20 protein-coding genes and 2 pseudogenes are annotated in these 27,000 nt (G+C 42.8%); all 22 read left to right on the top strand.

Annotated features, from left to right (window positions below; genetic code table 11):
* Window positions 1-2: 2 nt before the first annotated feature.
* Window positions 3-917, top strand: coding sequence for a site-specific tyrosine recombinase XerD (gene xerD, locus B3Z23_RS17060; protein ID WP_294912407.1), 915 nt, complete (start codon window positions 3-5; stop codon window positions 915-917).
* Between the two features lie 28 nt (window positions 918-945).
* A complete protein-coding gene (gene dsbC, locus B3Z23_RS17055) occupies window positions 946-1,650 on the top strand; it encodes a bifunctional protein-disulfide isomerase/oxidoreductase DsbC (RefSeq protein ID WP_294912406.1) in 705 nt (234 codons plus the stop codon).
* A gap of 3 nt (window positions 1,651-1,653) precedes the next feature.
* Window positions 1,654-3,387 carry a single-stranded-DNA-specific exonuclease RecJ gene (gene recJ / locus B3Z23_RS17050; RefSeq protein ID WP_294912404.1) on the top strand — a complete coding sequence of 578 codons (1,734 nt, stop codon included), beginning with the start codon at window positions 1,654-1,656 and terminating at the stop codon, window positions 3,385-3,387.
* Between the two features lie 140 nt (window positions 3,388-3,527).
* A protein-coding gene (gene prfB, locus B3Z23_RS17045) for a peptide chain release factor 2 (RefSeq protein ID WP_294912402.1) occupies window positions 3,528-4,626 on the top strand; the annotation gives its coding sequence in 2 pieces (ribosomal slippage) (window positions 3,528-3,602 and window positions 3,604-4,626; 1,098 coding nt in all).
* A 9-nt stretch (window positions 4,627-4,635) separates the two neighbouring features.
* The gene (gene lysS, locus B3Z23_RS17040; protein WP_294912401.1) at window positions 4,636-6,156 is read left to right on the top strand and encodes a lysine--tRNA ligase; all 1,521 of its coding nucleotides are present in this window, start codon (window positions 4,636-4,638) and stop codon (window positions 6,154-6,156) included.
* Between the two features lie 826 nt (window positions 6,157-6,982).
* A complete protein-coding gene (locus B3Z23_RS17035; RefSeq protein WP_294912400.1) occupies window positions 6,983-8,476 on the top strand; it encodes a capsule assembly Wzi family protein in 1,494 nt (497 codons plus the stop codon).
* A gap of 119 nt (window positions 8,477-8,595) precedes the next feature.
* On the top strand, window positions 8,596-9,735 hold the full coding sequence (locus B3Z23_RS17030) for a polysaccharide export protein (RefSeq protein WP_294912398.1): 1,140 nt from the start codon (window positions 8,596-8,598) through the stop codon (window positions 9,733-9,735).
* Complete coding sequence (locus tag B3Z23_RS17025; RefSeq protein ID WP_294912396.1) at window positions 9,735-10,169, top strand: protein tyrosine phosphatase; 435 nt, start codon at window positions 9,735-9,737, stop codon at window positions 10,167-10,169. Before B3Z23_RS17030 ends, B3Z23_RS17025 begins: the two co-directional genes overlap by 1 nt.
* 17 nt (window positions 10,170-10,186) lie before the next feature.
* Entirely contained in the window at window positions 10,187-12,355 is a 2,169-nt protein-coding gene (locus B3Z23_RS17020) for a polysaccharide biosynthesis tyrosine autokinase (RefSeq protein WP_294912394.1), read from the top strand.
* A 151-nt stretch (window positions 12,356-12,506) separates the two neighbouring features.
* A complete protein-coding gene (wbaP, locus tag B3Z23_RS17015) occupies window positions 12,507-13,937 on the top strand; it encodes an undecaprenyl-phosphate galactose phosphotransferase WbaP (RefSeq protein WP_294912392.1) in 1,431 nt (476 codons plus the stop codon).
* 13 nt (window positions 13,938-13,950) lie between these two features.
* Entirely contained in the window at window positions 13,951-15,186 is a 1,236-nt protein-coding gene (locus B3Z23_RS17010) for an EpsG family protein (protein ID WP_294912390.1), read from the top strand.
* A gap of 17 nt (window positions 15,187-15,203) precedes the next feature.
* Window positions 15,204-16,100 (top strand): capsular polysaccharide synthesis protein, encoded by an 897-nt coding sequence (locus B3Z23_RS17005; protein ID WP_294912389.1) that lies wholly within the window; start codon window positions 15,204-15,206, stop codon window positions 16,098-16,100.
* Window positions 16,101-16,104: 4 nt separating this feature from the next.
* Window positions 16,105-17,073, top strand: coding sequence for a glycosyltransferase family 2 protein (locus tag B3Z23_RS17000; protein WP_294912388.1), 969 nt, complete (start codon window positions 16,105-16,107; stop codon window positions 17,071-17,073).
* An 84-nt stretch (window positions 17,074-17,157) separates the two neighbouring features.
* Window positions 17,158-17,943, top strand: a pseudogene (locus B3Z23_RS16995) (IS5 family transposase); the annotation flags it as partial.
* Window positions 17,944-18,203: 260 nt separating this feature from the next.
* Window positions 18,204-19,259 (top strand): glycosyltransferase, encoded by a 1,056-nt coding sequence (locus tag B3Z23_RS16990; RefSeq protein ID WP_294912386.1) that lies wholly within the window; start codon window positions 18,204-18,206, stop codon window positions 19,257-19,259.
* Complete coding sequence (locus B3Z23_RS16985) at window positions 19,243-20,055, top strand: glycosyltransferase (protein WP_294912384.1); 813 nt, start codon at window positions 19,243-19,245, stop codon at window positions 20,053-20,055. Before B3Z23_RS16990 ends, B3Z23_RS16985 begins: the two co-directional genes overlap by 17 nt.
* Before the next feature lie 33 nt (window positions 20,056-20,088).
* Window positions 20,089-21,393: a polysaccharide biosynthesis C-terminal domain-containing protein gene (locus tag B3Z23_RS16980; protein ID WP_294912382.1), complete on the top strand. Its 1,305-nt coding sequence runs from the start codon at window positions 20,089-20,091 to the stop codon at window positions 21,391-21,393.
* Window positions 21,394-21,832: 439 nt separating this feature from the next.
* Window positions 21,833-22,768 carry a beta-1,6-N-acetylglucosaminyltransferase gene (locus B3Z23_RS16975; RefSeq protein WP_294912380.1) on the top strand — a complete coding sequence of 312 codons (936 nt, stop codon included), beginning with the start codon at window positions 21,833-21,835 and terminating at the stop codon, window positions 22,766-22,768.
* The gene (locus tag B3Z23_RS16970; RefSeq protein WP_294912378.1) at window positions 22,734-23,648 is read left to right on the top strand and encodes a GT-D fold domain-containing glycosyltransferase; all 915 of its coding nucleotides are present in this window, start codon (window positions 22,734-22,736) and stop codon (window positions 23,646-23,648) included. The genes B3Z23_RS16975 and B3Z23_RS16970 overlap by 35 nt, the downstream gene beginning before the upstream one ends.
* 525 nt (window positions 23,649-24,173) lie before the next feature.
* Window positions 24,174-25,185: pseudogene (locus tag B3Z23_RS16965) on the top strand (transposase).
* Window positions 25,186-25,262: 77 nt separating this feature from the next.
* Window positions 25,263-26,264: an acyltransferase family protein gene (locus tag B3Z23_RS16960; RefSeq protein WP_294912376.1), complete on the top strand. Its 1,002-nt coding sequence runs from the start codon at window positions 25,263-25,265 to the stop codon at window positions 26,262-26,264.
* A 600-nt stretch (window positions 26,265-26,864) separates the two neighbouring features.
* On the top strand, window positions 26,865-27,000 hold a 136-nt coding region (locus tag B3Z23_RS16955), incomplete at its 3' end, for a transposase (RefSeq protein ID WP_294907861.1).

The following is a 27,000-nucleotide window of genomic DNA, read 5'->3' as shown; positions in this document are numbered from 1 at the left end:
AGGTGCAGGAACAACAGCAACAGGATGAAAATCTCAGCAGAATCGAACTGTTCCTCGACACGTTGTGGATTGAACGTAACCTGGCACAAAATACCCTTTCCTCTTATCGCCAGGACCTGCATCAGCTCACCGACTGGCTGGCAACGCATCAGCTCTCGTTACTGGATGTCACGGCAGAAGATTTACAGAGTTTCCTTGCTGAACGCCTTGAAGGTGGTTATAAAGCCAGCAGCTCGGCCCGGCAGCTCAGCGCAATGCGTCGCTTATTTCAGTATCTGTACCGGGAAAAGCTGCGTGGTGATGACCCCAGCGCGGTACTCTCATCGCCAAAACTGCCACAGCGGTTGCCCAAAGACCTGAGCGAATCACAGATTGAACGCCTGCTGCAGGCCCCTTCGACAGAAATTCCTCTGGAATTACGTGATAAAGCCATGCTGGAGTTACTCTATGCGACCGGATTACGGGTCTCTGAGCTGGTGGGGTTATCCGTCAGCGATATCAGCCTGCGTCAGGGCGTGGTTCGGGTGACTGGTAAAGGCGATAAAGAACGGCTGGTACCTCTGGGGGAAGAGGCGGTGTACTGGCTGGAGCAATATCTGGAATATGGCCGTCCCTGGCTGACCAATGGCCAGTCAATGGATGTGATGTTTCCCAGTAACCGCGCACAGCAAATGACACGGCAGACGTTCTGGCACCGGATAAAACACTACGCGTTACTGGCCGGTATCGACAGCGAAAAGTTGTCACCGCACGTTTTGCGCCATGCCTTTGCCACGCATCTGTTAAATCACGGTGCTGATTTGCGGGTAGTACAAATGTTGCTCGGTCACAGCGACCTGTCAACGACTCAGATCTATACTCATGTAGCTAACGAACGGCTACGACAGTTACATCAACAGCATCATCCCCGGGGCTGAACCGGTGGACATAAAGGACGAGATGTTCATGAAAAAAACGCTTTTAGCAATGACCTTATTGTGGTCAGCACTTTCCGGTCTGGCTCATGCAGACGATTCAGCAATTCAGAGCACTCTGCAGCGGCTGGGTGTTAAAGTTACCGATATCCAGCCATCGCCATTACCGGGCATGAAAACCGTGCTGACTGACAGCGGCGTTTTCTATATAAGCGATGATGGTAAGCAAATGATTCAGGGCCCGCTGTACGATGTCAGCGGTCCGCGTCCGGTTAATGTCACTTTCCGTCAGCTGGGCAAGAAGATGGAACAGATGGTGCCGGATATGATTATTTATAAGGCACCGAAACAGAAATATGTGGTGACGGTATTTACCGATATTACCTGTGGTTACTGCCGCAAGTTACATCAGCAGATGGCAGATTATAATGCGTTAGGCATTACCGTGCGGTATCTGGCATTCCCGCGTGAGGGAATGGGCGGTCAGGTGTCAAAAGCGATGCAATCGGTATGGTGTATGGCTGACCGTAATAAAGCCTTTGATGCGGCTATGAATGGCCAGACCCCGTCAACGGCCAGCTGTAATATAGACCTTGCCCGTCAGTACCAGCTGGGACTGATGTATGGTATTCAGGGAACGCCGGCCATCATTACCGAAAATGGCACACTGATCCCGGGCTATCAGGGACCACAGGAACTGAAACAATATCTCGATAGTCTGAATACAGGTAAGTAACTTTTGGCCGGAAAACATGTTTCGCAACTGCGCCGTCGTCAGGTGACCGCAGAGGTTGTTTTACCTGACGACATGCCGGCATTATTGCGCCGGTTATATACAATGCGCGGTGTTCGTTCAGCCACTGAGCTGGAGCGGGGGGCCGCGGCCCTGTTGCCCTGGCACGGGCTAAACGGAATTGAAACGGCGGCGGCACTACTGCACCAGGCGATGCTTACAGGGCAGCGGATTATGGTGGTGGGAGATTTCGACGCCGACGGCGCCACCAGTACCGCATTATCACTGCTGGCATTACGGAATATGGGGGCAGAGAATGTTGATTTTCTGGTCCCTAACCGCTTTGAAGACGGCTATGGCCTGAGCCCCGAAGTGGTAGAGCAGGCCCGGGCGCGTGGTGCGGAACTTATTCTGACCGTGGACAACGGTATTTCCTCACATGCCGGGGTGGCGCTGGCCAGTGAATATGGCATCCCGGTGGTGATCACCGATCATCACTTGCCGGGCGACACCCTGCCGGCTGCCGCTGCTATCGTGAATCCCAATCTTGAAGACTGCGGATTTCTGTCGCGTTCACTGGCAGGCGTTGGCGTGGCGTTTTACCTGATGCTGGCGCTGCGGGCGCATTTACGCGAACAACAGTGGTTCAGTGAACGACCTCAACCCAACCTGGCCGAACTCCTCGACCTGGTGGCACTGGGGACCGTCGCCGATGTGGTGCCACTGGATGCTAATAACCGTATCCTGGTCTGGCAGGGGTTACAGCGTATCCGTGCCGGGAAATGTCGTCCCGGTATCCGTGCTTTACTGGAAGTGGCAAACCGCCAGCCGGCAAAGCTGGTGGCCAGCGATCTTGGTTTCGCCCTGGGGCCGAGGCTGAATGCCGCAGGACGGCTGGATGACATGTCGGTCGGTGTCGCGTTACTACTGTGTAACGATACCCAACAGGCCCGGATGCTGGCCAGTGAACTGGACGCACTGAATCAGACCCGCAAAGAGATTGAGCAGGGGATGCAGGCCGAAGCATTAAGCCTGTGCGACTCACTGGAACAGCAGCAACAGTTACCTAACGGCCTGGCTTTCTATCATCCGCAATGGCATCAGGGCGTGGTCGGTATTGTGGCCTCACGGCTGAAAGAACGTTTTCATCGCCCGGTATTCGCCTTCGCGCCGGCGGGCGACGGAACCCTGAAAGGGTCGGGGCGTTCCATCAGCGGTCTGCATCTGCGCGATGTGCTGGAACGGCTGGATACCCTGAACCCCGGACTGATACTTAAGTTTGGCGGCCATGCGATGGCGGCCGGATTGTCAATCAGGGAAGAACAGTTTGCCCCCTTCCGGCGGGCATTTGCCGAACTTGCCGGACAGTGGCTGGATGAACAGCAGCTACAGGGAGTGGTCTGGTCCGATGGCGAACTTTCCGGCCAGGAACTGACTCTGCATACCGCCGAAATTCTGCGTGAAGCAGGCCCCTGGGGGCAGGCTTTCCCGGAACCGGTGTTCGACGGTAAATTCCGCATTCTACAGCAACGGCTGGTCGGCGAACGTCACCTGAAACTGATGCTGGAGCCACTGGGCGGCGGCCCGCTACTGGATGGTATCGCGTTTAATATCGATACCAGCCTGTGGCCGGATAACAGCGTTCAACAGGCGGAACTGGCCTATAAACTGGATGTTAATGAGTTTCGCGGCCAGCGTAACGTACAACTGTTAGTCGAACACCTCTGGCCGGTCAGCTGATCTTTCTTAATAAACGGGGTTTTCTGTGCAACAAATAGCAGCTTGCTGCTGCACAGGGGATACCCGAAACTTCACCTTTGCGGTACACTGTGTGGCCTTAATTAAGCCAATAACCGACCAACTAAAAGAACTATTACGCCATGTTTGAAATTAATCCGGTCAGAAACCGTATCCAGGACCTTACTGAGCGCAGCAATGTGCTTAGGGGGTATCTTTGACTACGATGCTAAAAATGAACGTCTCGAAGAAGTAAATGCTGAGCTGGAACAGTCCGATGTGTGGAACGAACCGGAGCGCGCACAGGCGCTGGGTAAAGAGCGTTCCTCACTGGAAGTGATTGTTAACACCCTGAATCAGCTGGCTCAGGGGCTGGAAGATGTCAGCGGTCTGCTGGATCTGGCGGTAGAAGCGGACGACGAAGAGACATTCAACGAAGCAGTGGCTGAACTGGATGATCTGGACAAGAAACTGGCCGAACTGGAATTCCGCCGGATGTTCTCCGGGGAGTACGACAGTGCGGACTGCTATATCGATCTGCAGGCCGGGTCTGGTGGCACCGAAGCCCAGGACTGGGCCAGCATGCTGCTGCGCATGTATCTGCGCTGGGCTGAAGATAAAGGCTTTAAATCGGAAGTGATTGAAGAGTCTGATGGCGATGTCGCGGGGATTAAATCGGCGACTATCCGTATTTCCGGGGAATATGCATTCGGCTGGCTGCGTACCGAAACCGGTGTTCACCGTCTGGTGCGTAAGAGTCCGTTCGACTCCGGCGGCCGCCGTCATACCTCGTTCAGCTCGGCGTTTGTTTACCCCGAAGTTTCAGACGATATTGATATCGAGATTAACCCGGCCGATTTACGTATTGACGTTTACCGTGCCTCGGGGGCCGGTGGACAGCACGTTAACCGGACCGAATCGGCAGTGCGTATTACCCACATACCGACCAACACCGTCACCCAGTGTCAGAATGACCGCTCCCAGCATAAAAACAAAGACCAGGCGATGAAGCAGATGAAGGCTAAGCTGTACGAGCTGGAAATGCAGAAAAAGAATGCCGAAAAACAGGCGCTGGAAGACAACAAATCTGATATCGGCTGGGGTAGCCAGATCCGTTCTTATGTACTGGATGATTCGCGGATTAAAGATCTGCGTACCGGCGTGGAAACACGTAATACCCAGGCAGTACTGGATGGCGACCTCGACCGTTTTATTGAAGCAAGTTTAAAAGCAGGTTTATAAGGAACCCCCATGTCTGAACAACAACCACAGCACGCTGATGACAGCCAGGAACTCAACAACGAACTGAAAAGTCGTCGTGAGAAGCTGGCCGCGCTGCGCCAGAATGGTGTAGCATTTCCGAACGATTTCCGTCGCGATACCCTGTCGGACAAGCTGCATAAACAGTTTGATGATAAAGACAGCGAGCAACTGGAAGACCTCGGCATCGAAGTCAGCGTGGCCGGACGTATGATGACCCGGCGTATCATGGGGAAAGCCTCTTTTGTCACCCTGCAGGATAACGGCGGCCGTATTCAGCTGTATGTCTCCCGGGATGATTTACCGGAAGGCTACTATAACGAACAATTTAAAAAATGGGACCTGGGAGATATCCTCGGGGCCCGCGGTAAATTGTTTAAAACCAAGACCGGTGAACTGTCGATTCATTGCAGCGAACTGCGTCTGTTGACCAAAGCACTGCGTCCGTTACCGGATAAATTCCACGGTCTGGCCGACCAGGAAACCCGTTACCGCCAGCGTTACCTGGACCTGATTGCTAACGAAGAATCCCGCCATACTTTTCAGGTGCGTTCCAGGATTATGGCGGGTATCCGTCAGTTCATGGTAGAGCGCGAGTTTATGGAAGTGGAAACCCCGATGATGCAGGTAATCCCTGGCGGTGCGTCTGCCCGTCCGTTTATCACACATCATAATGCGCTGGACATCGATATGTACCTGCGTATTGCGCCGGAACTCTATCTGAAGCGTCTGGTGGTCGGTGGTTTTGACCGGGTGTTTGAAATCAACCGTAACTTCCGTAATGAAGGGATTTCGCCACGCCATAACCCTGAGTTCACCATGATGGAACTCTATATGGCGTATGCGGATTACAACGACCTGATCGAACTGACCGAAAGCCTGTTCCGCACGCTGGCAGAGAAAGTGCTGGGTCACACCGAAGTGGCCTACGGCGACCAGACGTTTGATTTTGGTCAACCCTTTGCCCGCCTGACCATGCGTGAAGCGATTAAAAAATACCGTCCGGAAACTGAGCTGAGTGACCTGGATGACTTTGATAAGGCCACAGCCATTGCCGCGTCGCTGGGGATTAAAGTGGAGAAAAGCTGGGGGCTGGGACGTGTAGTCACCGAGATTTTCGAAGAGACTGCCGAAAGCCAGCTGATTCAGCCTACCTTTATTACCGAATACCCGGCCGAAGTCTCACCGCTGGCACGGCGTAATGATCAGAACCCGGAAATCACTGACCGCTTTGAATTCTTTATCGGCGGGCGTGAGATTGGTAACGGCTTCTCGGAGCTGAATGATGCCGAAGACCAGGCCGACCGTTTTCAGCAACAGGTGAATGCCAAAGATGCCGGTGATGACGAAGCGATGTTCTACGACGAAGACTATGTGACTGCCCTGGAACATGGCCTGCCGCCAACCGCCGGGCTGGGGATTGGTATTGACCGGATGGTGATGCTGTTTACCAACAGCCATACCATTCGTGATGTGATTCTGTTCCCGGCGCTGCGCCCGGAAACAAAGTAACTCCTGCCCGCGTCCCCGGACAGTCAAGGCTGACCGGGGTTAGCTCAGGTACCTGCGGTTCCGGGCCATATTGCCCCTGGCCGCAGCCATTTCACCCCGTTCATCTCACCCCAAACTATCTAACAGACCTGACCCTGCGCTTTATTCTCTGCCACGCCTCAATACTGGTAATTCTGCATCATTGGTACATATTGTAGTGTCGCTAATGTATTCTTTGGCGGAGAAATCTTATTGGTAGTCGTCACCGGGAGCCGGTGCTGCGGTATTTTTAGTCAATTGCAAGTCAGACTGTCAGTAATGGTAAAAAACCAGGAATTTCTCTATATATTTACCTGGATTAATTCTTAATAATTGGCAGATATTGCTGGAATTGTTGATCATTTGTTGAGACTTTATCCGGTGTCGTTTTGGAACAGGTTCCGGAAGGGCGAAAATCTGCAGATCTGCGCGGGCGGGTATCACCGGAAAACCGGCTGAACTTCCCTGCCTGAAGTGTACGGGTAGCTGTAAGCCCGGGGCGGTAGCGTGTCTGTGAAACGGTTTTTAGTACTTTTCTGCAAAAAAAAACAGTCTAATCAGTAAACTCTGCTATTTTCTTAGTCATCCGCTAAAAGATCTGGTTAACCCCGAACAATTGTGATGAAAAAAACTGCAGCAGTTGCCCTGAATCCGCAGGCTCTGGCAAAATCATCAGCACACGGGGTAAGTCAAGCGAAGTCATACTAAGAATAACCACAAATTCATCTTTATTTATATGTTAACGTCAGCCGGTTGCCACAGCCATACAGATTGTGCGGCCGGGAGGACAGCAAAGGAGACAGCACTGATGCATAACGCCTTAACCGGGGCAGATGACCTGCAGCCCAGCCAGCCGCGTCGCGGTGTAAAAAAGAGCCTGTTAGCTCTGGCCGTGGGTCTTGCATTATTGCCTGCTGCCAGCAGTTTTGCCGGCGGACTGGTATTACCCGACAGTGATTTACGTTCAGACCTGAGCTGGCTGGCCGATCGCGGGGTAATTCACCTTAGCCTGAGTACCTGGCCGTTAAGCGAAGATGCTATCGAAGCGGCGCTGGATAAGGCCCATCCTTCTTATGCCTCTGAACAACTGGCGCTTCAGCGGGTTCAGGAACGGTTACGGGTACTGAAATCTGATGTTCGGGTGAAAGCCTATACCTCGACCGACGGTTCCGGACAGCCTAAACCTTTTGCTCAGTCCACCCCGGCCGATAACAGCCTGTCGGTGATTGCCAGCAACAGCGGCGACTGGTGGGATGTCAACCTGCAGGGCAACCTGGAAGCGGGGGAGCAGATTGAATCTCCTTCCCGGGCTAACCTGAATAACAGCTATGGTGCGGTGAAAATCTGGGGCCAGTGGCTCTCCTTTGGTCAGACCCCGCAGTGGTGGGGCCCGGGTTATGAAGGCAGCCTGATCCGCTCCGATGCTGCACGTCCGCTGACCGGGTTTATGCTGCAGCGTGATAAACAGACCGCCCCGGAGACCTGGTGGCTAAACTGGATTGGCCCGTGGCAGTATCAGATTTCTGCGGCTCAGGAATCACAATATAACGCCGTACCCCATACCAAGATTATCGGCATGCGGCTCAGTGTCTCCCCGTGGCAGTCACTGGAACTGGGCGCCAGCCGGATTATGCAGTGGGGGGGGCAGGGACGCCCGGAATCTTTGAGTAATTTCTGGGATGGATTTGCCGGCGATGATAATACTGCTGGCAACGATCCGAACGAGCCGGGGAACCAGCTGGCAGGTTTCGATGCCAAACTAAAACTGGAACCGACCCTCGGTATTCCGATCAGTATCTATGGGCAGATTATCGGTGAAGATGAAGCCGGTAAACTGCCTTCCTCGAATATGTATCTGGCCGGGGTGGAAGGCCACTATAGCATCGGTAAAAATGCCCTAAACTGGTATGTGGAAGGTCACGATACCCGCACCGATATGGGGCGCACTAACTACAGCTATACCCACCATATTTATACCGATGGCTACTACCAGCAGGGTTATGCGCTGGGTGACAGCATGGGTGGCGATGGCCGCTTGCTTGCGACCAAAGCCGAACTGGTAACTGAAGATAACCAGCGCTGGAGTGCAAGGTTGTTCTACGCCAAAGTAAACCCGGAGAATCAGCGGATTAACCGCGCCTTCCCGCATGCCGATACCCTGAAAGGGGTACAGTTGGGTTGGGGAGGCGATGTGTATAAATCGGTGCGTCTCAATCTGAGCAGCTGGTACACCGATGCAAACCATAACGATAATAATGACCTGGGTGCCGGTGCCTCACTGGAAGTACCGTTTAATTTATAATACTGACTACCCATCCTGCATAACAGCAGTCAGCGGCCGGGATGGCCGCTACAGAGTGCAGCAGGGCCCAGGGAAGGTGAAAGTCAGCAGTGTCTACTATTAACTGATGAAATAAATTGATGAAAAAAACCGTATTGAAACTAACCGCTGCAGCTGCCCTGGCAGCCCTGCTGAGTGGTTGTACCATCATCCCCGGACAAAGCCTCAACAGTCTGCGTAAAAATGTAGTTGAATTACCGGACAGCGACTATGACTGGGATAAACTGGTGAATGTTTACCCGATGACCCCGGATTTAATCGAACAGCTACGGTCTAAACCGGTGCTGGCGCAACCTAATCCGCAACTGGACAGCCTGCTCAGCAGTTACCAGTACCGTATCGGTCCTGGTGATGTGCTGATGATTACCGTCTATGATCATCCGGAACTCACAAACCCTGCAGGTACCTACCGCAGTGCCAGTGACACCGGTAACTGGGTGGGTGCAGACGGTAATATCTTCTATCCGTATATCGGTAAGGTGCATGTTGCAGGGAGAACCATGGATGAAGTTCGGGTTGAGATAGCTCGCCGTTTATCAACCTATATCGAAAGCCCACAGGTTGATGTCGCTGTTGCTGCTTTCCGTTCGCAGAAAGCCTATGTGACCGGCGAGGTAGCGAAATCTGGCCAGCAGCCGATTACCAATGTACCGTTGACCATTATGGATGCGATTAATGCTGCTGGCGGGTTATCGGCAGATGCCGACTGGCGCAACGTGGTGCTGACCCATAATGGTAAGGATATTGTAATTTCCCTGCAGGCGCTGATGCAGAAGGGAGATTTAATGGAAAATCACCTGTTGTATCCGGGGGATATTCTGTTTGTTCCACGTAACGATGATCAGAAAGTGTTTGTGATGGGTGAAGTAGGCCAACAGAGCACCCTGAAGATGGACCGTAGTGGTATGACGCTGGCTGAAGCGTTGGGCAGTGCCCAGGGGATTAATCAGCAATATTCTGATGCTTCCGGAATATTCGTTATTCGTCAGATACCCAAAGATAAAGACGGCCGGATTGCTAATATCTATCAGCTAAATGCCAAAGATGCTTCTACCATGGTGCTGTCTACCGAGTTCCAGTTACAGCCCTATGATATTGTTTATGTCACCACGGCTCCGATTGTCCGCTGGAACCGCGTAATTTCGCAGCTGGTACCGACCATTTCTGGGGTACATGATATGACGGAAACCGTTCGCTACATTAAACAATGGCCAAATTAATGTTTAATTCAATATTAGTAGTTTGTACCGGTAATATCTGCCGTTCACCGATTGGCGAGCGGATGTTGCGCCGGGCACTGCCCGGTAAAAAGATCGATTCGGCCGGGGTAGGGGCACTGGTAGACCATGCCGCCGATAATTCGGCGATCGCGGTGGCCGAAAATCATAATCTGTCGCTGGAAGACCATAAAGGGCGGCAGTTTACCGGCACTTTGGGACGGCAATATGATCTTATTCTGGTGATGGAAAAACACCATATCGAACAGGTGACTAAAATCGCCCCCGAAGCACGGGGTAAAACCCTGTTAATCGGCCACTGGCTGGGCAATAAAGAAATCCCAGATCCCTACCGGCAGAGTATGGAAGCGTTTGAATTTGTCTATCAGTTACTGGACCAGGCATGTAACAGCTGGGCCGGTAAACTGGGCGGTTAATCTTAGGAAGTTAATTTATGTCTCCCACTTTAACAAATAAACCGGCTAGCCCGGATGCTGATGAAATTGATCTGGGTCGTTTACTCGGTGAGCTAATTGATCATCGTAAATTAATTATTAGTATCACCGCGCTGTTCACTGTATTGGCTATTTTCTATGCTTTATTTGCCACGCCGGTCTATCAGGCTAACTCATTAATTCAGGTAGAACAAAAGCAGGGGAATTCACTGATTAACAGTCTGAGTCAGATGCTGCCCGACAGCCAGCCAGAGTCAGCACCCGAGGTTATTCTGCTGGGATCACGAATGATTCTGGGTAAAACCGTCGATGACCTGACTTTACAGGCGCAGGTAGAGCAAAAGTATTTTCCGCTGATAGGTCGTGGCTTGGCAAGATTAACAGGTCAGAAGCCAGGGGAGATAACAGTCGGCAGAATCTATGTTGAATCTCAGGCAGGTAAAGTACCTGTTCTTACCCTGCAGGCCGAAGCGAATGGTAATTATCATTTAACCGGAGGGGGCTATAACCTGCATGGGCATATCGGTCAGTTAATTGAAACTAAGGGATTGTCATTACTGATTACCGACCTGCAGGCTGCGCCAGGCACGGAATTTACGGTAAAGTATATCAGCTGGCTGGATGCGATTAATAATCTGAAGCAATCTTTCTCGGCAGTTGATCAGGGTAAAGATACCGGGATGCTGAATCTGACTCTCACCGGCAGTGATCCTGATCAGGTGAAAAGAGTACTACAAAGTATCAGTGATAATTATCTGGCTCAGAATATCGATTTACAGGCCGCGCAGGATAGCAAAAGCCTGGAATTCCTGAATCAGCAATTACCTCAGGTACGTACTCAACTGGACAATGCTGAAGATAAACTGAGTGCTTATCGTAAACGAAGCGATTCTGTTGATTTGAATATGCAGACCCAGTCTACTTTAAATCAGATTGTGAATGTAAATAATCAGTTAAATGAATTAACTTTCCGCGAAGCAGAAATTTCTCAGTTATATACTAAAGACCATCCTACTTATAAAGCATTGTTGGAAAAAAGAGCTACTCTGGAGAAAGAAAAATCAATTCTAAACAAACAAGTTTCTAAAATGCCTGCGGCTCAGCAACAAGTATTACAGTTAAGCAGAGATGTTGAATCTGGTCGCGCCGTGTATATGCAGTTACTTAATCGGCAGCAGGAATTGAATATTGCTAAAAATAGTGCCATAGGTAATGTGCGGATTGTCGATGACGCTGTTACCCAGCCTAAACCTGTTAAGCCACAAAAGGTTCTGATTGTACTTATCGGTGTTACTCTGGGATTATTTGTTTCTGTCGGACTTGTATTATTGAGAGTATTTCTTCGCCGTGGTATCGAATCCCCCGAACAATTAGAAGAGCTGGGGATTAATGTTTATGCCAGTGTACCTGTTTCGGAATGGATGACGCGGCAGACACCTAAACGTTCTCTGAAAGTCAAAGGCAGACGAAAAGAAAATACCAGCTTTCTGGCGATTGATAATCCGGCCGATCTGGCGATTGAAGCAATACGTAGCCTGCGTACCAGCCTGCATTTTGCCATGATGGAAGCGCGTAATAATGTACTAATGATTTCCGGTGCCAGCCCAAACGCCGGTAAAACCTTTATTACCAGTAACCTGGCGGCGGTGATTGCTCAGGGCGGACAACGGGTGCTGTTTATCGATGCGGATATGCGTAAAGGTTATACCCATCAGATCTTTAATCATAGTACCGATCATGGCCTGTCGGATATTCTGTCCGGGAAATCATCTGTGGCTCAGGGGATTAAACCGGTAACATCTTCTGGTTTTGACTTTATCGCCCGCGGGGCAATCCCCCCTAATCCGGCAGAACTGCTTATGCATTCCCGTTTCCAGCAACTGATCGACTGGGCCAGCAGCAATTATGATCTGGTACTGGTGGATACTCCACCAATTCTGGCGGTCACCGATGCAGCAATAATAGGTCGTTATGCCGGCACTACATTGCTGGTGGCTCGTTTTGAACAAAATACCACGAAAGAACTTGAGGTTAGTATTCGTCGCTTTGAGCAGAGCGGGGTAGAGATTAAAGGCTGTATCCTGAACGGGGTAATCAAAAAAGCCAGCAGCTACTATGGCTATGGTTACAGCCACTACGGCTATTCTTACGACGACAAACAGAAATAATTGTAAGACAAACCAGCCTGCAGCTTACCTGGCTGCAGGCCTCAATTTAAATTCATATCTGAGCGGTTAAATTAAAATACAACCGGGCATAATCCAATCTGTCTGATATCACTTTATACCACCAAAACTTGGGATACTGGTAAGGAAAACCATGACGCGTTTAACCCGAAATTTCTGGGTCAGTGTAATGCTGATCCTCTCAGATTTTATCGGTTTTACCCTGGCAATTTATATCGCCATGGGAGTATTACATCTAACACTCAGCCATTTTAGTGACCGTATTCCTGAGGAACCCACCGAAGGCTGGATTAGCCTGCACTGGACACTGGCTCTGGTCTGTATTGGCTGGTTTGCCATGCGGTTACGTCACTATTTCTACCGTAAGACCTTCTGGTTTGAACTGAAAGAGATTTTGCGTACCCTGTTAATCTTTGCGGTATTTGAAATTGCGATTGTCGCCTTTGCTAAGTGGTATTTTTCCCGCTATCTCTGGGTATTGACCTGGATTTTGGTACTGATAATGGTGCCGGTACTGCGTATGCTGACAAAAAAATTACTGGACAGAGCCGGTCTCTGGCAGCGTGATGCTATTATTATCGGTAGCGGTAAAAATGCTATAGATGCGTATCAGGCGATTACCAGCGAAAAAAACCTGGGGTTCCGGGTTACCGGCTTTATTAACACCGAACAGCAGCTGGATGAAACAACTGAGTTAATGGGGGGCCCGTTATTGCACTGCGATACCTCATGGCTGGGTAACGGGGTTGATAAAAGACTGCAGTTTATTGTGGCAGTTGAAAATCACCAGAGCGAACTGCGTAATACCTGGCTGCGTGAACTGATGATTAAAGGTTATCGCTATGTATCGGTGATCCCAACCCTGCGCGGTATGCCGCTGGACAGTACCGATATGTCGTTTATCTTCAGCCATGAAGTGATGATCTTCAGGGTTCATCAGAGCCTGGCAAAATGGTCATCACGGTTTCTGAAACGGGTTTTTGATATCACCGCATCACTGACAATCATCATCCTGTTGTCGCCATTACTGCTATATATACGCAGTAAAGTGAAAAAAGACGGCGGCCCGGCAATTTATGGACATGAGCGCATCGGTAAACATGGTAAACCGTTTAAATGTCTGAAATTCCGATCGATGGCTGTGAACTCAAAAGAGTTACTTGAACAACTGCTGGTCACAGACCCTGAAGCAAAAACCGAATGGGATGCCACCTTTAAACTCAAGAATGATCCACGAATTACCAAAATTGGCGATGTGCTGCGCCGCACCAGTATGGATGAACTGCCGCAGTTGTTTAATGTACTAAAAGGTGAGATGAGCCTGGTAGGACCACGACCGATAATTCAGGCAGAACTTGAGCGATATCACGACCAGGTGGATTACTATCTGATGAGTAAACCGGGTATGACCGGGCTTTGGCAGGTCAGTGGCCGCAGTGATGTTGATTATGAAACCCGCGTCTATTTTGATGCGTGGTATGTTAAAAACTGGTCAATGTGGAATGATATTGTGATTTTATTCAAAACGATATCAGTTGTGTTAGGTAAAGACGGAGCATATTGAACAGAGTCATGCCATGAGAATAAACATTAAAATTTTCAGATCATTTATACTGATCATGTTATGCCCTTTTTTAGGTTTCTTAGGTGTGATAGGGAATTTAAACAGGAAGAACCAGGGGGTCAGTATAGCCTTAATATCTCTGTTTTCAGGGATAATGGTTACAATGATCCCTCCATATCAGGATCTTTCGCGCAGATTCTATGAAACCTATAATATTTATGGAGATAGCACGACATTTAGTGAGGCAGTTCAGGGACATGTAGATGTTATATATTACTTACTGACGCTTTTGATAAAAAAAGCAGGGCTGCCATTTTATTATGTATCAGTTATTATAGTTACCAGTTCGGTTTTCAACCATTTGTCAGCATTGAAAATGGCTGTTAATAAAAACTACGATGCTAGCGACAGTAAGCTTAAGTATTATTATATCTTTTATCTTTCATTTGTTAATATTATTGTTATAGCTCTGGGTTTAAGAATGGGATGGGGGGTCTCATTCGTTATAATCGGAGTGTCAACATACTTTTTTTCAAATGGAAAAAATACGGTCAAATCAATATCATTGCTAATTATTGCTTGCTTAGTCCACTTTGCAATGATATTTGCTTTTATGATATTAATAGTTTCATTTGTCATTAAGATCCAAAAAAAACATGTTCCTCTTTTAGTTGCTGCATCAATCATGTCAGGTAAGTTGATAGTACCCTATATTCTAGGTAACTTTAGTCTTGGGGGTATAAGCCAGTATGCTATAAATGGATATGTGGATAATGCTTCATTTGCGGATACCAGTACAAACCTACATGAAAATATGGTGAACTATTATAACTATGTGCTAGCTGCAGTGTGTCTTATTTTTTCCTTCACCCATGAAAATGAAAGTACAAGAAAGTACAATAGCTTCGTATCACTCTATATAAGTGGTTGTTTCCTTTTCTCTTCCTTTTATATCGCATTTAATCGCTACTTTATAGAGATGGGGATTTATTTCTATTTAATATCTTTTCTTCTTTCAAAAAGAAAATCTCTTGAAAAATATGTAACATTTATTTTTGTTTTTTCATTATTAAACTTGTCATTTTCGACGATTTACCTACAACGGAGGCCAATTATGCTTGGTGAAATGTGGAAGTCACTGGTCACACCTCCGGTATTTTATCTGGAACGAAACGAAGCAGATTTCGAAGGTAAGTTGAAATATATAAATTCCGATGGTAACTGGATTGGACATGAGTTAGGTAAATAAATTAAGGGAAAATATATATGATTATAATTGTTAAAGCGCTAAGGAAACTATCATTCCTGATAATTAAAAACGTAGTATTCAAAAGAAAAATAAACAACTTAGTTCATAGGGTAGTAGAAACTAAAGTTTCTAAAATTCTTGAAAAAGAGAAAGTGAATTTCTCTGTCAAAAAAAACGTAAATGTTACTATGGAAAAGTATGTATGGATACTATGGTTGCAGGGAGAGGAAAATGCCCCACTTCTGGTAAAAGCGTGTATCGCATCGATTAAAAAGCATGTACCTGAAGACTATAATGTTACTGTAATAAGCGAAAATAACATCAGCGAATTTATTGAATTACCGGCACATATTCAAAAAAAATATGCATCAGGTGAAATCACCAGAACACATTTCAGTGATATTTTGAGATGGGCGTTACTGGCAACTTATGGGGGATTGTGGATGGATTCAACCATATATCTGGCTAATAAATTATCCTTGGAAAACTGTAATGATTTAGTCACACTGAAGACCCCTGCTGATGAAGAAGACAAATACATTTCAAGAGGGAGGTGGTGTATATTTTTTATTGGGGTATCGGATGGATATAAACCAGCTAAAGAAATGATGAATAATTTGTATCGTTACTGGATAACTGAGAATAAGCTCGTTGATTACTTCTTGGTTGATTATATATTTGACAGTATAGTTAAATCAAACTCAGAGTTGCGGGATGATATTGAAAGCAACAGTAATTACACGGGTGATATGTACTTCTTACAGGAAAATCTTGAGAGGGAAATGACTCCATTAATTTCAGAGAGAATTAACTATAATAAACCTGGTGTTTTCAAAATGAGTTACAAAGCTTCTTTATCTGAAAATCAATCACCTGAAACTGTTCTTAGTCATCTCTTAACTGACAAAATATAAATTTATGCCTATGATATCGATTATAGTTACAGTGTTTAATCTTGAAGCATACATTTCAGATTGTCTTGAAAGTATCAAAAAGCAAAGTTTAGCTGATTTCGAAGTTATAATCATCAATGATGGTTCTAATGATAACTCAGAAAATGCAATTAACAGAATAATCAGTGATGATGCAAGGTTTAAACTGTTTAATACTGAAAATCGGGGGGTTTCCGAAGCAAGAAATACTGCCTTAGAGTTATCCTCAGGTGAATACATCATATTCGTTGATGGCGATGATATGATAACGGAAGATTGTCTTTCAACATGTATAAACGCCATTAACGATAATGATATAGTTGTATTTAACTACAAGAAATTAAATGATAAGTCAATATCTAATAACAATGATTATTACTCAGAAAGCATGAGGAGGAGTAATATTGAGACCCTTTGCATAGAGGCAATTATGCTTGAACCAAATCCATGGGGAAAATTTTATAGAAATGAAGTGTTCAGGGGGATAAAATATCCTAAAGGGGTGTTATATGAAGACTATGCTATCTTCTATAAACTATTTAAAGGAAGGAAAGTCGATTTCATAGATGATAAATTATATATCTATCGTATAAGAAACGGGTCAATTATGCGAAGTTTTGACAGGCGCCGTATCAGTGATAAAGAAATGATTCTGACAGAACTTCATAATGAACTTCACGGTTCCTGGAACGATGACACCAGGCGGGCTTACGTTAATTCTTATTTGTTTCACTTTATCTTCGTGACATTTAATGTAATATGTAATAGTAGTAATAAGCCATTAATCGATGGAAAAGCACTAAAAAAAGCCGCCAACAAGAAATATTTCACATACCACAATATTTTATCCTCAAAATCGTTGAGCGCTACCGCCAAAGTTTTTCTTTTTTTGATAAAGTTGTCAGTTCCACTTTCATTTTTTACAAAAAAGATGTTTACCTGGTTAAGAAAATAGTAGTCAAACGCGCTATAATTCAAAATAAATGATTTTATCACCAGACTGGTAATAAGCATCAAATTAGAGGTAATGTATCTGATTTCTATAACGCCTGCATCACTCGGACGGCATGAACACTATTCAGATCTTACCATCACGACTCTCCTGATGATTAAACGCGTATTCTGGCTGACCCTGATAGCCAGTGGATTTAGCAATTCCATTTTTTCCTGATGAGGGTTTAAAAAGTCGGTGAATAACAGTTTTAAATCGTCCAAATGGGATGAAATCGTGCATTAGGTGATTGATTCTAATGAGCTGAAGGTCTTAGGTGAAGGCGAATGGAAAGTAAAAAAAGCACGCCAAAGAGAGCCGACGTATCTTGCGAAAGCAGCATCTTGCTGTTGATGGTAAAACACATGAAGTCATCTGTGCGGACCTGTCAATGAACAACGTAACGGACTCAGAAGCCTTCCTGGGTCTTATCCGGATGGTTCACAGAAATATCAGAGCAGTGGAAGCCGACGGAGCTTACGATTCGCGTCTTTGTCATGATGAACTGCGGTTTATGAATATCAGCGCTCTTATCCCTGTCCTAAATGAAGCGGGCTACAGGACCGGTGAGTATGCAGACCGTAATCGTATCGTTGCTAATCAGCTTGTTAGCGGGAGCAATCCGCAGTGGAAGTAGACAATAGATTATGACCGTCGCCTGATAACATAGACGGAGATTTACCGAATAAAATAGCTGTTCGGTGTTCACTGAAGCTGCGTGATTATGACAGGCAGGTGACAGAGGCTCTGGCCATGGTTCAGGTGCTGAACGGGATGACAAAGGCAGGAATGCCTGAAAGCGTGAGTCTTGCTTGTAAATCTGCCCTGCTATAGGGAAACTCTCTCCCGAATCTGATTTATTCAACAAAGCCAGTAAATGCCGTAAAAAAGTTTCAATCGAAGTTGAAAATAGCTCTAATAGAGAACATCATTCCTTAAATGATAAATGATAAATGATAAATGATAAATGATAAATGAGTATGGGTATGGGTAATCTATTTTAGATTTAATTCATATCTGTGCCATTTTCTATCAGGAATTTTAAAGTTATTAGTAATTATAGAAGCGGATAAATAAAAACTATTTGAGGTATTATGGGTATTTCATTTGTGATTGATGGGGTCTCTAACAGTGGTGGAACTGATAGAGTATTATCTATTTTATCGAATATGTTTTCATCAAGAGGTCACAAAATAACTGTTCATTCTTTGTCCAATGGAGAGCCTTACTACAGTCTGGATGAGAATGTCATTCTGAAAAACTATGGCTCCTTGAGCAGAATTTTAGCTATAAAAAAAATCATTAATGATGAAAGAAAAACTAATAATAAAATCATCGTAATATCTATGGGTAAACTTTCAGTTCAATATATACTTCTATCCAAATTATTGCTGGCTAATAATGAAGTGATTTGCTCTGACCATGTTGGCATAAATTCATTTTCAGTGCACTTAAAGATTCTTAAGTTAGCTTGCTACTCTTTGTACGATAAAATAGTAACTCTCACAGGTAGCGATAAAGATTATATTGCAAAAAAAATATTTATTAATAAAGATAAAGTAGTATCAATAAAAAACATGTCGCCTTTCCCCATCATAGAAAAGTCAAGTCTTCAGCTTTCAACAAAAGAAAACTTAGCGATTGCAGTAGGTCGTTTATCATACCAGAAGAACTTCACCCGGCTTTTGGAAATCTGGAAGAACAGTCTGACTGAAAACTGGCGGTTACTAATTATCGGAGATGGTGATGAACGCTCCGCCTTAGAATCGTACATTTCAAAAAATGGAATGACTAATGTTGATATAATTCCCTCAACTAAAAATATTCAGAATTATTATCGAAAGGCATCGTGCTTATTGATGACATCAAGATATGAAGGACTTCCAATGGTTTTGATAGAAGCAAAGAGTTTTGGTCTTCCTGTGATTGCGTTCAATTGTCCTTCCGGACCCTCAGAACTGATAGATGGAGATGGTTATTTAATTAGCTATGATAGTGATGAATCTTATATCCAATATCTTAATTTGTTAATTTCGGATTCAGAGGTCAAGGGTGCACTGGCTTTTAAAGCTCTGGAGAATGCAGAGCGTTTCAGCGAAAATAAAATATATTCTTCCTGGTGTGAAATACTGAATGATGAAAAAAAATAATTTTTCTGTATTAATGTCTTTGTACCATAGAGAAACTGCTAATAATCTCATTCAGTGTCTGGACAGCCTAGTATGTCAGACACTAAAAGCAGATGAAGTGGTGTTGGTACTTGATGGTCCTGTATTTCAAGATCTCGTAAATGTTTATCAAAAATATGTTACATCTCTTAATCTAAAAATAATACCACTTGAAAAAAACGTTGGTTTAGGGCGTGCTCTTAATCACGGGTTACAACATTGTTCCTATGACGTTATCGCCAGAATGGACACAGATGATATTTGTGAACCTCACAGGTTCGAATGTCAGATAGCAGAATTTGATAAAGACCCGTCACTTGTGATGGTTGGTTCCGGGATTATTGAGTTTGATGATAAAGGTGAGGAAAGGTTAAAAAAATTACCTCTGGAATTTTCTGCCATCAGGAAGTTCTCTGAGAAAAAAAACCCTTTCAACCATATGAGTGTTATGTTCAGGAAAGAAGACATAATCAGGTCAGGAAGTTATATTCATCATTACTATATGGAGGATTATAATCTGTGGCTTCGTCTAATTGCTGAAAATAAAAATATTATAAATATTGATGCTGTTCTGGTTAAAGCTCGAGTAGACAGTAGTACCATGTTGAAAAGACGGGGTTTTAAATATATACATAGCGAAATTCAGTTATATAAATTAAAGCGTAAATTAAAAATTTCCACAGGACCTAAAGCTCTTATTTTTTTCATTATGCGAGTTATACCCAGGTTACTACCTGTCAGTTTACTTAAAATTTTATATTCATTAGATCGTCACTAGTTGACTTCATATCTAACAGGTTATGTTATCAATATGAAATTCATGAAAAATAGGGTTGTATCAAATACCATCTGGCTTCTCTCAGAAAGAATACTTTCGATAACAGGTTTGTTTTTAGTTACATCTGCAGTTGCGAAGTATATTGGCCCAACAAATTTCGGTAAAGTTAATACTGCAATCCTTTACTTTTCCGTTCTTCAGGCTTTGGTCTTTTGGGGGAGTGATGCTATTGGAGTTAAGTTAATCTCCAAATTTCCTGTGTATGGTGTTAACTTTCTTAGGTCATTTGGAGTATTGAAACTTATCGCTTTTTTTGTATCAAGTGTTTTTATTTTTTTATACTTTTACTTTGAGTATGACAGGTTAACATTTATATTTTCTTTGGCAGTAGGTTTATCATCTTTTTTTGCAGTAATTGATTACTTTAATATTTTTAATGAAGCAACGCTAAAGTCTAACTTAAACGTTATTGCTAATGTTATTGGTCTTTTTATTTCTCTCGCAATTCGGTATTCTATTGTAGCTATGAAACTGACACCAGAGTTTCTTTCTTTGTCGATTATAGCTCAGGGATTAATACCATTTTTAATTAGATTTTTTATTTTTAAACGTAATCATACAAAATACTCTTTTTTTTATAAACCAAGGCTGAAACATATTAAGTATGGATTGTCAGCTGGTTTTGGTCTTGTCATATCTACAGTGTCAGTTATGATTTATCTGAATGTAGGTCGGGTATTTTTAATCAAATATGACTCTATGTTTGCACTGGGAATCTATTCAGTTGCTATAGTGTTAGGTACAGCATGGAGTTTTGTAAACAGTGCTATTATCGCTTCATTAACTCCTATGCTATATGGATCGCAAAAAAAAACTAGTTCAGAAATTACTTCATTTCTATCTCTTGCTCTGATTACTGTAGGAGCGCTGTATTTTATTTTCTTTGTGCTAACAGGAAGGTACATAGTAACAACTCTTTATGGTGAGGATTATAGTCAGGTATATTCAATATCTTTAATTTTGATCCCAGTCAGTATACTTTCCTCGTTGGGAGTAGTAGCTGCAAGATACATCATCTCACAGGGGGGGTATAAATTTGAAGCTAAGAAAGCAGTTATTACTGCCATCTTCACTATCTTTTTTTCCTGGTTGTTAATCATGAAGTTTGGTATATACGGTGCGGCATGGAGTGCATTGTTGTGTGAAATATTGTCTCTCACCGTAATCAACTATTTTTACAGAAAAGCTGAAATTTTTCATATTCATGCGAATATATTTAACATTCCAAAAAATATTTCCATATTAAAATCTGTACTCAAAAATTATTCTTCTAATTGATTTTCACTAAGTCATTCTATGATTCTGATCTATTTTTTATATTCTAACCCTTTGTTTAATTGATTTCTATTTCATTTAATTTGAGCTAAGAGTAGCTATGATTAAACTTTGAAAAGGTTTTTATTCGTATTATGATTTTATCAGGTTTAATTGCTTTATAGACTAAAATGTAAATGTGTATTTTAATTTATACATATTAGGTAATTTTTCGATCGTTGACATTTTAATTTATAGCGTTTTTCATGTTTTAATGAACTCCATGCTTTTGTGAGTAAGTTAATTAATTCTTATTGTACAGGTTACTTCTAATTAACATAAGCTGCCGCTCTAAATAAATTTTTAATTTAGATTTATAATGGTAATTAATATTTTTCATTCTTGGTTTAGTAAAAGTGTTTATTTATTTTACCGTATTTCTTTAACATTTCAGGGTAAGATAATGAAGTTTATTTATGCAATAATATGCCATGAAGTCACCAACCCTCTATTATACACAGTTAAGACACTTTCAGCTTGCGAGTCTAACTTGATTATTATCCATGTGGATAAAAAATCAAATATAGAAGATTTTTATTTTTTGAAATCTGTAAATGTTCTCCTTTTTGAAGAACGGATTGATATAGTCTGGGGGACTTTTAGTCAAATAGAGGTTACCCATAAACTTTTGAAGTTTTCACAACACTTTGACTTCGACTATTTTTTCCTGTTATCAGGAAACGATATCCCATTAACTGGTCAGAAGGAGTTTCATAAATTTATAAGTATTAACGCTGGCTGTGAATTTTTTGAGTTTCAAGGAGACCGGGATAATTATGTTAATCCCCTTGATAGAGTAAGGTTTAGATATCCATGCTGGTATTTTAAGAGAAATAAAAATTTTGCAGATAAAGTCTTATCTAAATTATATAAGTATTCAAGATTTTTATTTTATAGAAATAACTCTTTCAATATACACTCAAAAAAATTCCCTCAGTTATATAAAGGGAGTAACTGGTTTGGTATATCAAATAAAGCAGTCCAATATACTATTGATTTTATAGATGGAAATCCGTGGTACTATAAAGCATTCATTCATTCATATTGTTGTGATGAAGTTTTTTTTCATTCTATTATAAAAACCTGGCCTGAAGTTATTTTTTTTGATAGTGATGAAGTTAAGTCCAGCTCTCTTAAGTACACAGATTGGACTTCTGGGCCTGATTTCCCGAGGGTTTTAACAATAGATGATGCAGATAAGGTAATTAATAGTGGCTGTTTCTTCGCCAGAAAGATTTCTAACTCCATAACCGATGATAATATCCAGTTGTTTCAGAAAGAAAATACTGACATAGGAGGTAAAAATGACTTCACTAAACAACATTTACAAAAAAATTAGATTCCCATTTAAATTCTCTTTGGCTCTAATAATGTATTTTTTTTCATACCATAAGGTTAAAAATATTAAGGTATTATCAATTAATGAAACTTTTGATATTTTGATAAAAAACCCTCATTTATCTGTCGCTAGGTACGGTGATGGTGAATTAGAGATGCTTAATTATAAAAACATTGGTTTCCAAAGTTTTAATGCGGATCTATCTACGAGGTTAATAAATATTTTAAAAGAAGTGAATGACAATAAAAATTGTCTTGTCTGTATGCCTGATGGTTTTTTTAACACTAAATCCTTTAAAAGAGGCCCTGCACTTTTTTGGTTTTTCCACAAAGCATTCTTTTTTCATAAATACAACCATTTGCTCTCAAAAGAGTATATTTACGGAAATACGTCTTTGACTAGGCCTTATAATGATTATAAAGACAAAGGGAGTTCCGTTATCGCGTTCCAGAAATTCAAAGATTTATTAGCAGGTTCAAGGGTTCTAATTGTTGAGGGGGCAGGAACAAAACTAGGTGTTGGCAATGATCTCCTTAACATTGCATCGAATGTCATCAGGATAACCACTGTTAATAGAAATGCATTTAATTTTTATGGTGAAATTTATCAGGAAGTTATTGATAATAAAGACTTGTTTGATGTTGCTCTTATATCTTTAGGACCTACTGCTACTGTCTTATCTTTTGAACTCAGTAAAGCTGGGATTAGATGTATCGATACTGGCCATATTGATATAGAATACGAATGGATGTTATCTAATGCCCAATCAAAAATTGCTATCGTCGGAAAGAATGTTAATGAAGCAGGAATAGTCTCTTCCGATAATGGACAGTTAGTTGATACAATCTATTCATCACAGATAATCAGTCACATTGGATGATATCAATATATTCTCATCAAAATGTCACCGGTGATAGTGTAGTCAATGACATTACCCTTATATAAGACCACGTATACACTATATACTATGCAATGTTCGGGTGCTCTGTGACGATAATATCTAGGAGTGTTACTGTCCTATTGATTTTTCACGGGCTGGCATCTGAGTGTATTGGTATAAATTTAAAACCCAGTTTAATTAAGGTTTGAAAATATTCTCCTGGGAATATATAGCGAGAATTAACACGCGTTATTTCCAGAAAATATTTGCATTTGCTACTTCATGAAAATCATTTATCACTCGTCTCAATTTTATTAATTTTATTGTACATTAACTTTAGCCTTGTCGTCCCGATGGTTTCACCCATATAACTCCGTTAAATTAATTTTCTACAAAATCCTATTCCGATACATATGTCTCTTAATAGTATCTTACAATCTCCAATTCTAAGTATCCTTGCAGAAAGGACCATTCACTTTTTGAGGCCTTCGGACATATTGATTAGGTTCCCGGATAGAGATCCCTATGCGTCAAGCCTGGTTTACTGAACACCAGATTATCGTCGTTCTTTAGTTTGTTGAAGCCGTTCGAAGAGTGAGGGGGGTCCTGCCGCGAACCCACAATTTCAGAAGGCAGCTATTTCAACCGGAAAACGAATTATGGCGGGATGGAAGCTTCTGATATCAGGAAAATGAAAAACCTCGAATATGAAAACCGGCTTCTAATACAGATGTTCGCTGATCTGAGTTTTGAGTACCATACACTGTAATACGTTATCGAAAAAATCCTTAAAACCAGTGATAAAGCGTGAGCTCGCCCATTATCTGATCTCGCAGTATACCATGAGCACACGTCAGGCATGCAGGACATTATCACTGAGCAGGACGGTATTTTCTTACCAGCCGGATATATGGCTTAATGACGCTGTTATTGAAGCTTCCACTAAACTCGCTGTGCGCTATCTTCAATACGCTCTTACAAAGCTTTTTTAAAGTAATTATCCAACATGGTCATTCAGGGAACCATAAGCGGGTTCACCGGTAAGTATTCCGGTGCGGCTGACTCTACCAGAGGCAATAAATCAGTGCTGGCAGTTTAATTTATGAATGATTTTCTGGTTTGTGTAAGATGTTTCCTGACATTCAATATGGAGGATGATTTTAACCGTGAGGCACTTGTCATGGAGATTGCACTGATCGTGGGGCATCAGGGGATTAGATAAAATCGTTGCTCACCGTGGTTATCCGCTGAAACTCAGGATGGATATCGGACTGTAATTTATTCCACTGTCACTGGTCCAGTAGACCAAAGATCATAATGTATGGTTAAATTTTATACGGCATGAAAAACTACTTAGAATGCTTTTATTGAATGATTTAACTGGGCATGCAGTACTGAATTACTAAATTTTTATCTGTTTAGAACAATGAATGAAGTACCGGATATCACAGACTGGTGGCAGGCGGAATATAACAGAGAAAAGTCTCCTGAGTTTCTGAATAACCTTACACTCAGAATTAGTAAAAAAATATATTAATCACAAAACTTTAGGAAAATCCCTAGCTTTCAGGTATAATTCTAAATTACAAACACAATTTTTTTGGTTATAAAAGTATGATCTGGTCCATTCAATATCTTCGTTTTTTTGCCTGCTTAATGGTTGTAACACTACATCTGACTAATAAAGCATCACTAAATGACGGAGGAGGGGGGTATTTATTTTTCGGCGCTTCTGGTGTTGATTTGTTTTTTGTCATTTCGGGTTTTATTATGAGCTATATTTCTGAAAAGAAAGAGTTAGGACCTGTCGAATTTTTCAAGAATAGAGTGCTAAGGATTTACCCAATCTACTTAGTAACCTTGATTCCTTTTTTATTTGTCTTCCTACTATTTCCTGAAATAGTCAATACTCACAGCGAAACACCCTCAATATTGAAATCAATTACACTTCTTCCATTTCTAAATGGCGGTAGCCTGAATATGGTAGCATGGACGCTTAGCTATGAATTTTACTTCTATTTGATTTTTTCTGCTGCACTTATTTTGCGTAAGGATGCTATTTTAACATCAACAGCAATACTATTGGTAATAATGAGCGTTGGTAACGCTTTTAACGTGAAGTTTATAGGTGCAACGATCTCTCTCGAGTTTGTTTTTGGAATGCTTATCTTCTCTTTCATTTATAAAAAAATATCAATTGGTAAAAAGATGGCCATTTTTCTGATTTTAACTGGTCTGGGCTGGATTTGTTTTTCTTCCAGTGTTGAGGTTGGAGGTGATGGTTTCGCCCGAGTGTTTCATTACGGAATTCCTTCGGCATTGATTTTTATAGGTTTTTTGTCAGATGATTTATTCACAAAAAAAATTAGTTTCTTATCATCCCTGGGCGATGCTTCATATTCGGTTTATTTGACTCATATACTAACTATAAATGCAGTGTATCTTGCTTTCAAAGAAGTTGGGATGCAAAATAAAATGTACTATCTAATGATAATTGTTGGTATTATCCTTTCCATGGCTGTGGGTTTTTTTATCCATAAGAAAATAGAATTACCACTAACTGAAAAGGTCAAGCTAATTCCTTTTTTTCATAAAAAAACCTCCCAAAATAGATAAATAAATCTATTCAGTGTTAATGAAATAGGTGATTGATTTTTATATTGATTAAATAGCTGTGGTGAATGCCGCAGCTCTGACAGACTATATAGTCACCAGACTCTAACAGCTCTAGTTATTGATTTACTATGCACACCCTGGGACACTGTCACTCAAAATTCTAGGTAATTAGTTAATAACTGATACTGTTATATGATTAATTCACCTGAGGAGTGGATAATGGTTGTGAAACAGTCAAAACATTACGCGGGTCGTTTACGCTAATTTCTTTGCCGGGAATTGTTATTATCCTGGCTGGGTGGATGTTTTATCACCATTAAATATTACCAATCCTCTCTCGGTACCTCTGCCGACATCCATTCGTAAATAAATATTAATGTGAGAATTATTTGCACTTACATGTATTGTGGCGTGCTCCAGGTTGTCTGCAGGGGCTGGCGCATGGGGTACCAGCCGGCAGCGAATTGTCAGGAGCGATAAGCAGAATGAAATCTTCAAAGTTACTTATGGGTGTGGCGCTGGGGTCGCTGATGTTCCCTCAGTGTCAGCATAGTTGTCACACCTCCTGATAAATCAATCTGAGGGCATGGAGAGTGACACATGAAACGTATTTCACCGGAGCGTAAGGCTGCAACACTGGCAAAACTGTTGCCCCCCTACAATATGACTGTGGCCGCTGTTGCACAGATGGAGGGAATATCCGAAGCTACCCTTTATAACTGGCGTAATCAGGTTA

Source organism: Tatumella sp. UBA2305, from assembly GCF_002345795.1.
GTDB lineage: Bacteria > Pseudomonadota > Gammaproteobacteria > Enterobacterales > Enterobacteriaceae > Tatumella > Tatumella morbirosei.
Note: the sequence above shows the minus strand (reverse complement) of the source record. Positions and strands in the feature narration are given on the sequence as shown.

Coding starts and splice junctions, on each gene's coding strand:
- B3Z23_RS16975 (WP_294912380.1), top strand. CDS start 21,833: ATGAAGTTTATTTATGCAATAATATGCCATGAAGTCACCAACCCTCTA.
- B3Z23_RS16970 (WP_294912378.1), top strand. CDS start 22,734: ATGACTTCACTAAACAACATTTACAAAAAAATTAGATTCCCATTTAAA.
- B3Z23_RS17030 (WP_294912398.1), top strand. CDS start 8,596: ATGAAAAAAACCGTATTGAAACTAACCGCTGCAGCTGCCCTGGCAGCC.
- B3Z23_RS17000 (WP_294912388.1), top strand. CDS start 16,105: ATGCCTATGATATCGATTATAGTTACAGTGTTTAATCTTGAAGCATAC.
- B3Z23_RS17010 (WP_294912390.1), top strand. CDS start 13,951: ATGAGAATAAACATTAAAATTTTCAGATCATTTATACTGATCATGTTA.
- B3Z23_RS17020 (WP_294912394.1), top strand. CDS start 10,187: ATGTCTCCCACTTTAACAAATAAACCGGCTAGCCCGGATGCTGATGAA.
- wbaP (WP_294912392.1), top strand. CDS start 12,507: ATGACGCGTTTAACCCGAAATTTCTGGGTCAGTGTAATGCTGATCCTC.
- dsbC (WP_294912406.1), top strand. CDS start 946: ATGAAAAAAACGCTTTTAGCAATGACCTTATTGTGGTCAGCACTTTCC.
- B3Z23_RS17025 (WP_294912396.1), top strand. CDS start 9,735: ATGTTTAATTCAATATTAGTAGTTTGTACCGGTAATATCTGCCGTTCA.
- B3Z23_RS17035 (WP_294912400.1), top strand. CDS start 6,983: ATGCATAACGCCTTAACCGGGGCAGATGACCTGCAGCCCAGCCAGCCG.
- B3Z23_RS17005 (WP_294912389.1), top strand. CDS start 15,204: ATGATTATAATTGTTAAAGCGCTAAGGAAACTATCATTCCTGATAATT.
- B3Z23_RS16980 (WP_294912382.1), top strand. CDS start 20,089: ATGAAATTCATGAAAAATAGGGTTGTATCAAATACCATCTGGCTTCTC.
- B3Z23_RS16985 (WP_294912384.1), top strand. CDS start 19,243: ATGATGAAAAAAAATAATTTTTCTGTATTAATGTCTTTGTACCATAGA.
- B3Z23_RS16990 (WP_294912386.1), top strand. CDS start 18,204: ATGGGTATTTCATTTGTGATTGATGGGGTCTCTAACAGTGGTGGAACT.
- B3Z23_RS16960 (WP_294912376.1), top strand. CDS start 25,263: ATGATCTGGTCCATTCAATATCTTCGTTTTTTTGCCTGCTTAATGGTT.
- lysS (WP_294912401.1), top strand. CDS start 4,636: ATGTCTGAACAACAACCACAGCACGCTGATGACAGCCAGGAACTCAAC.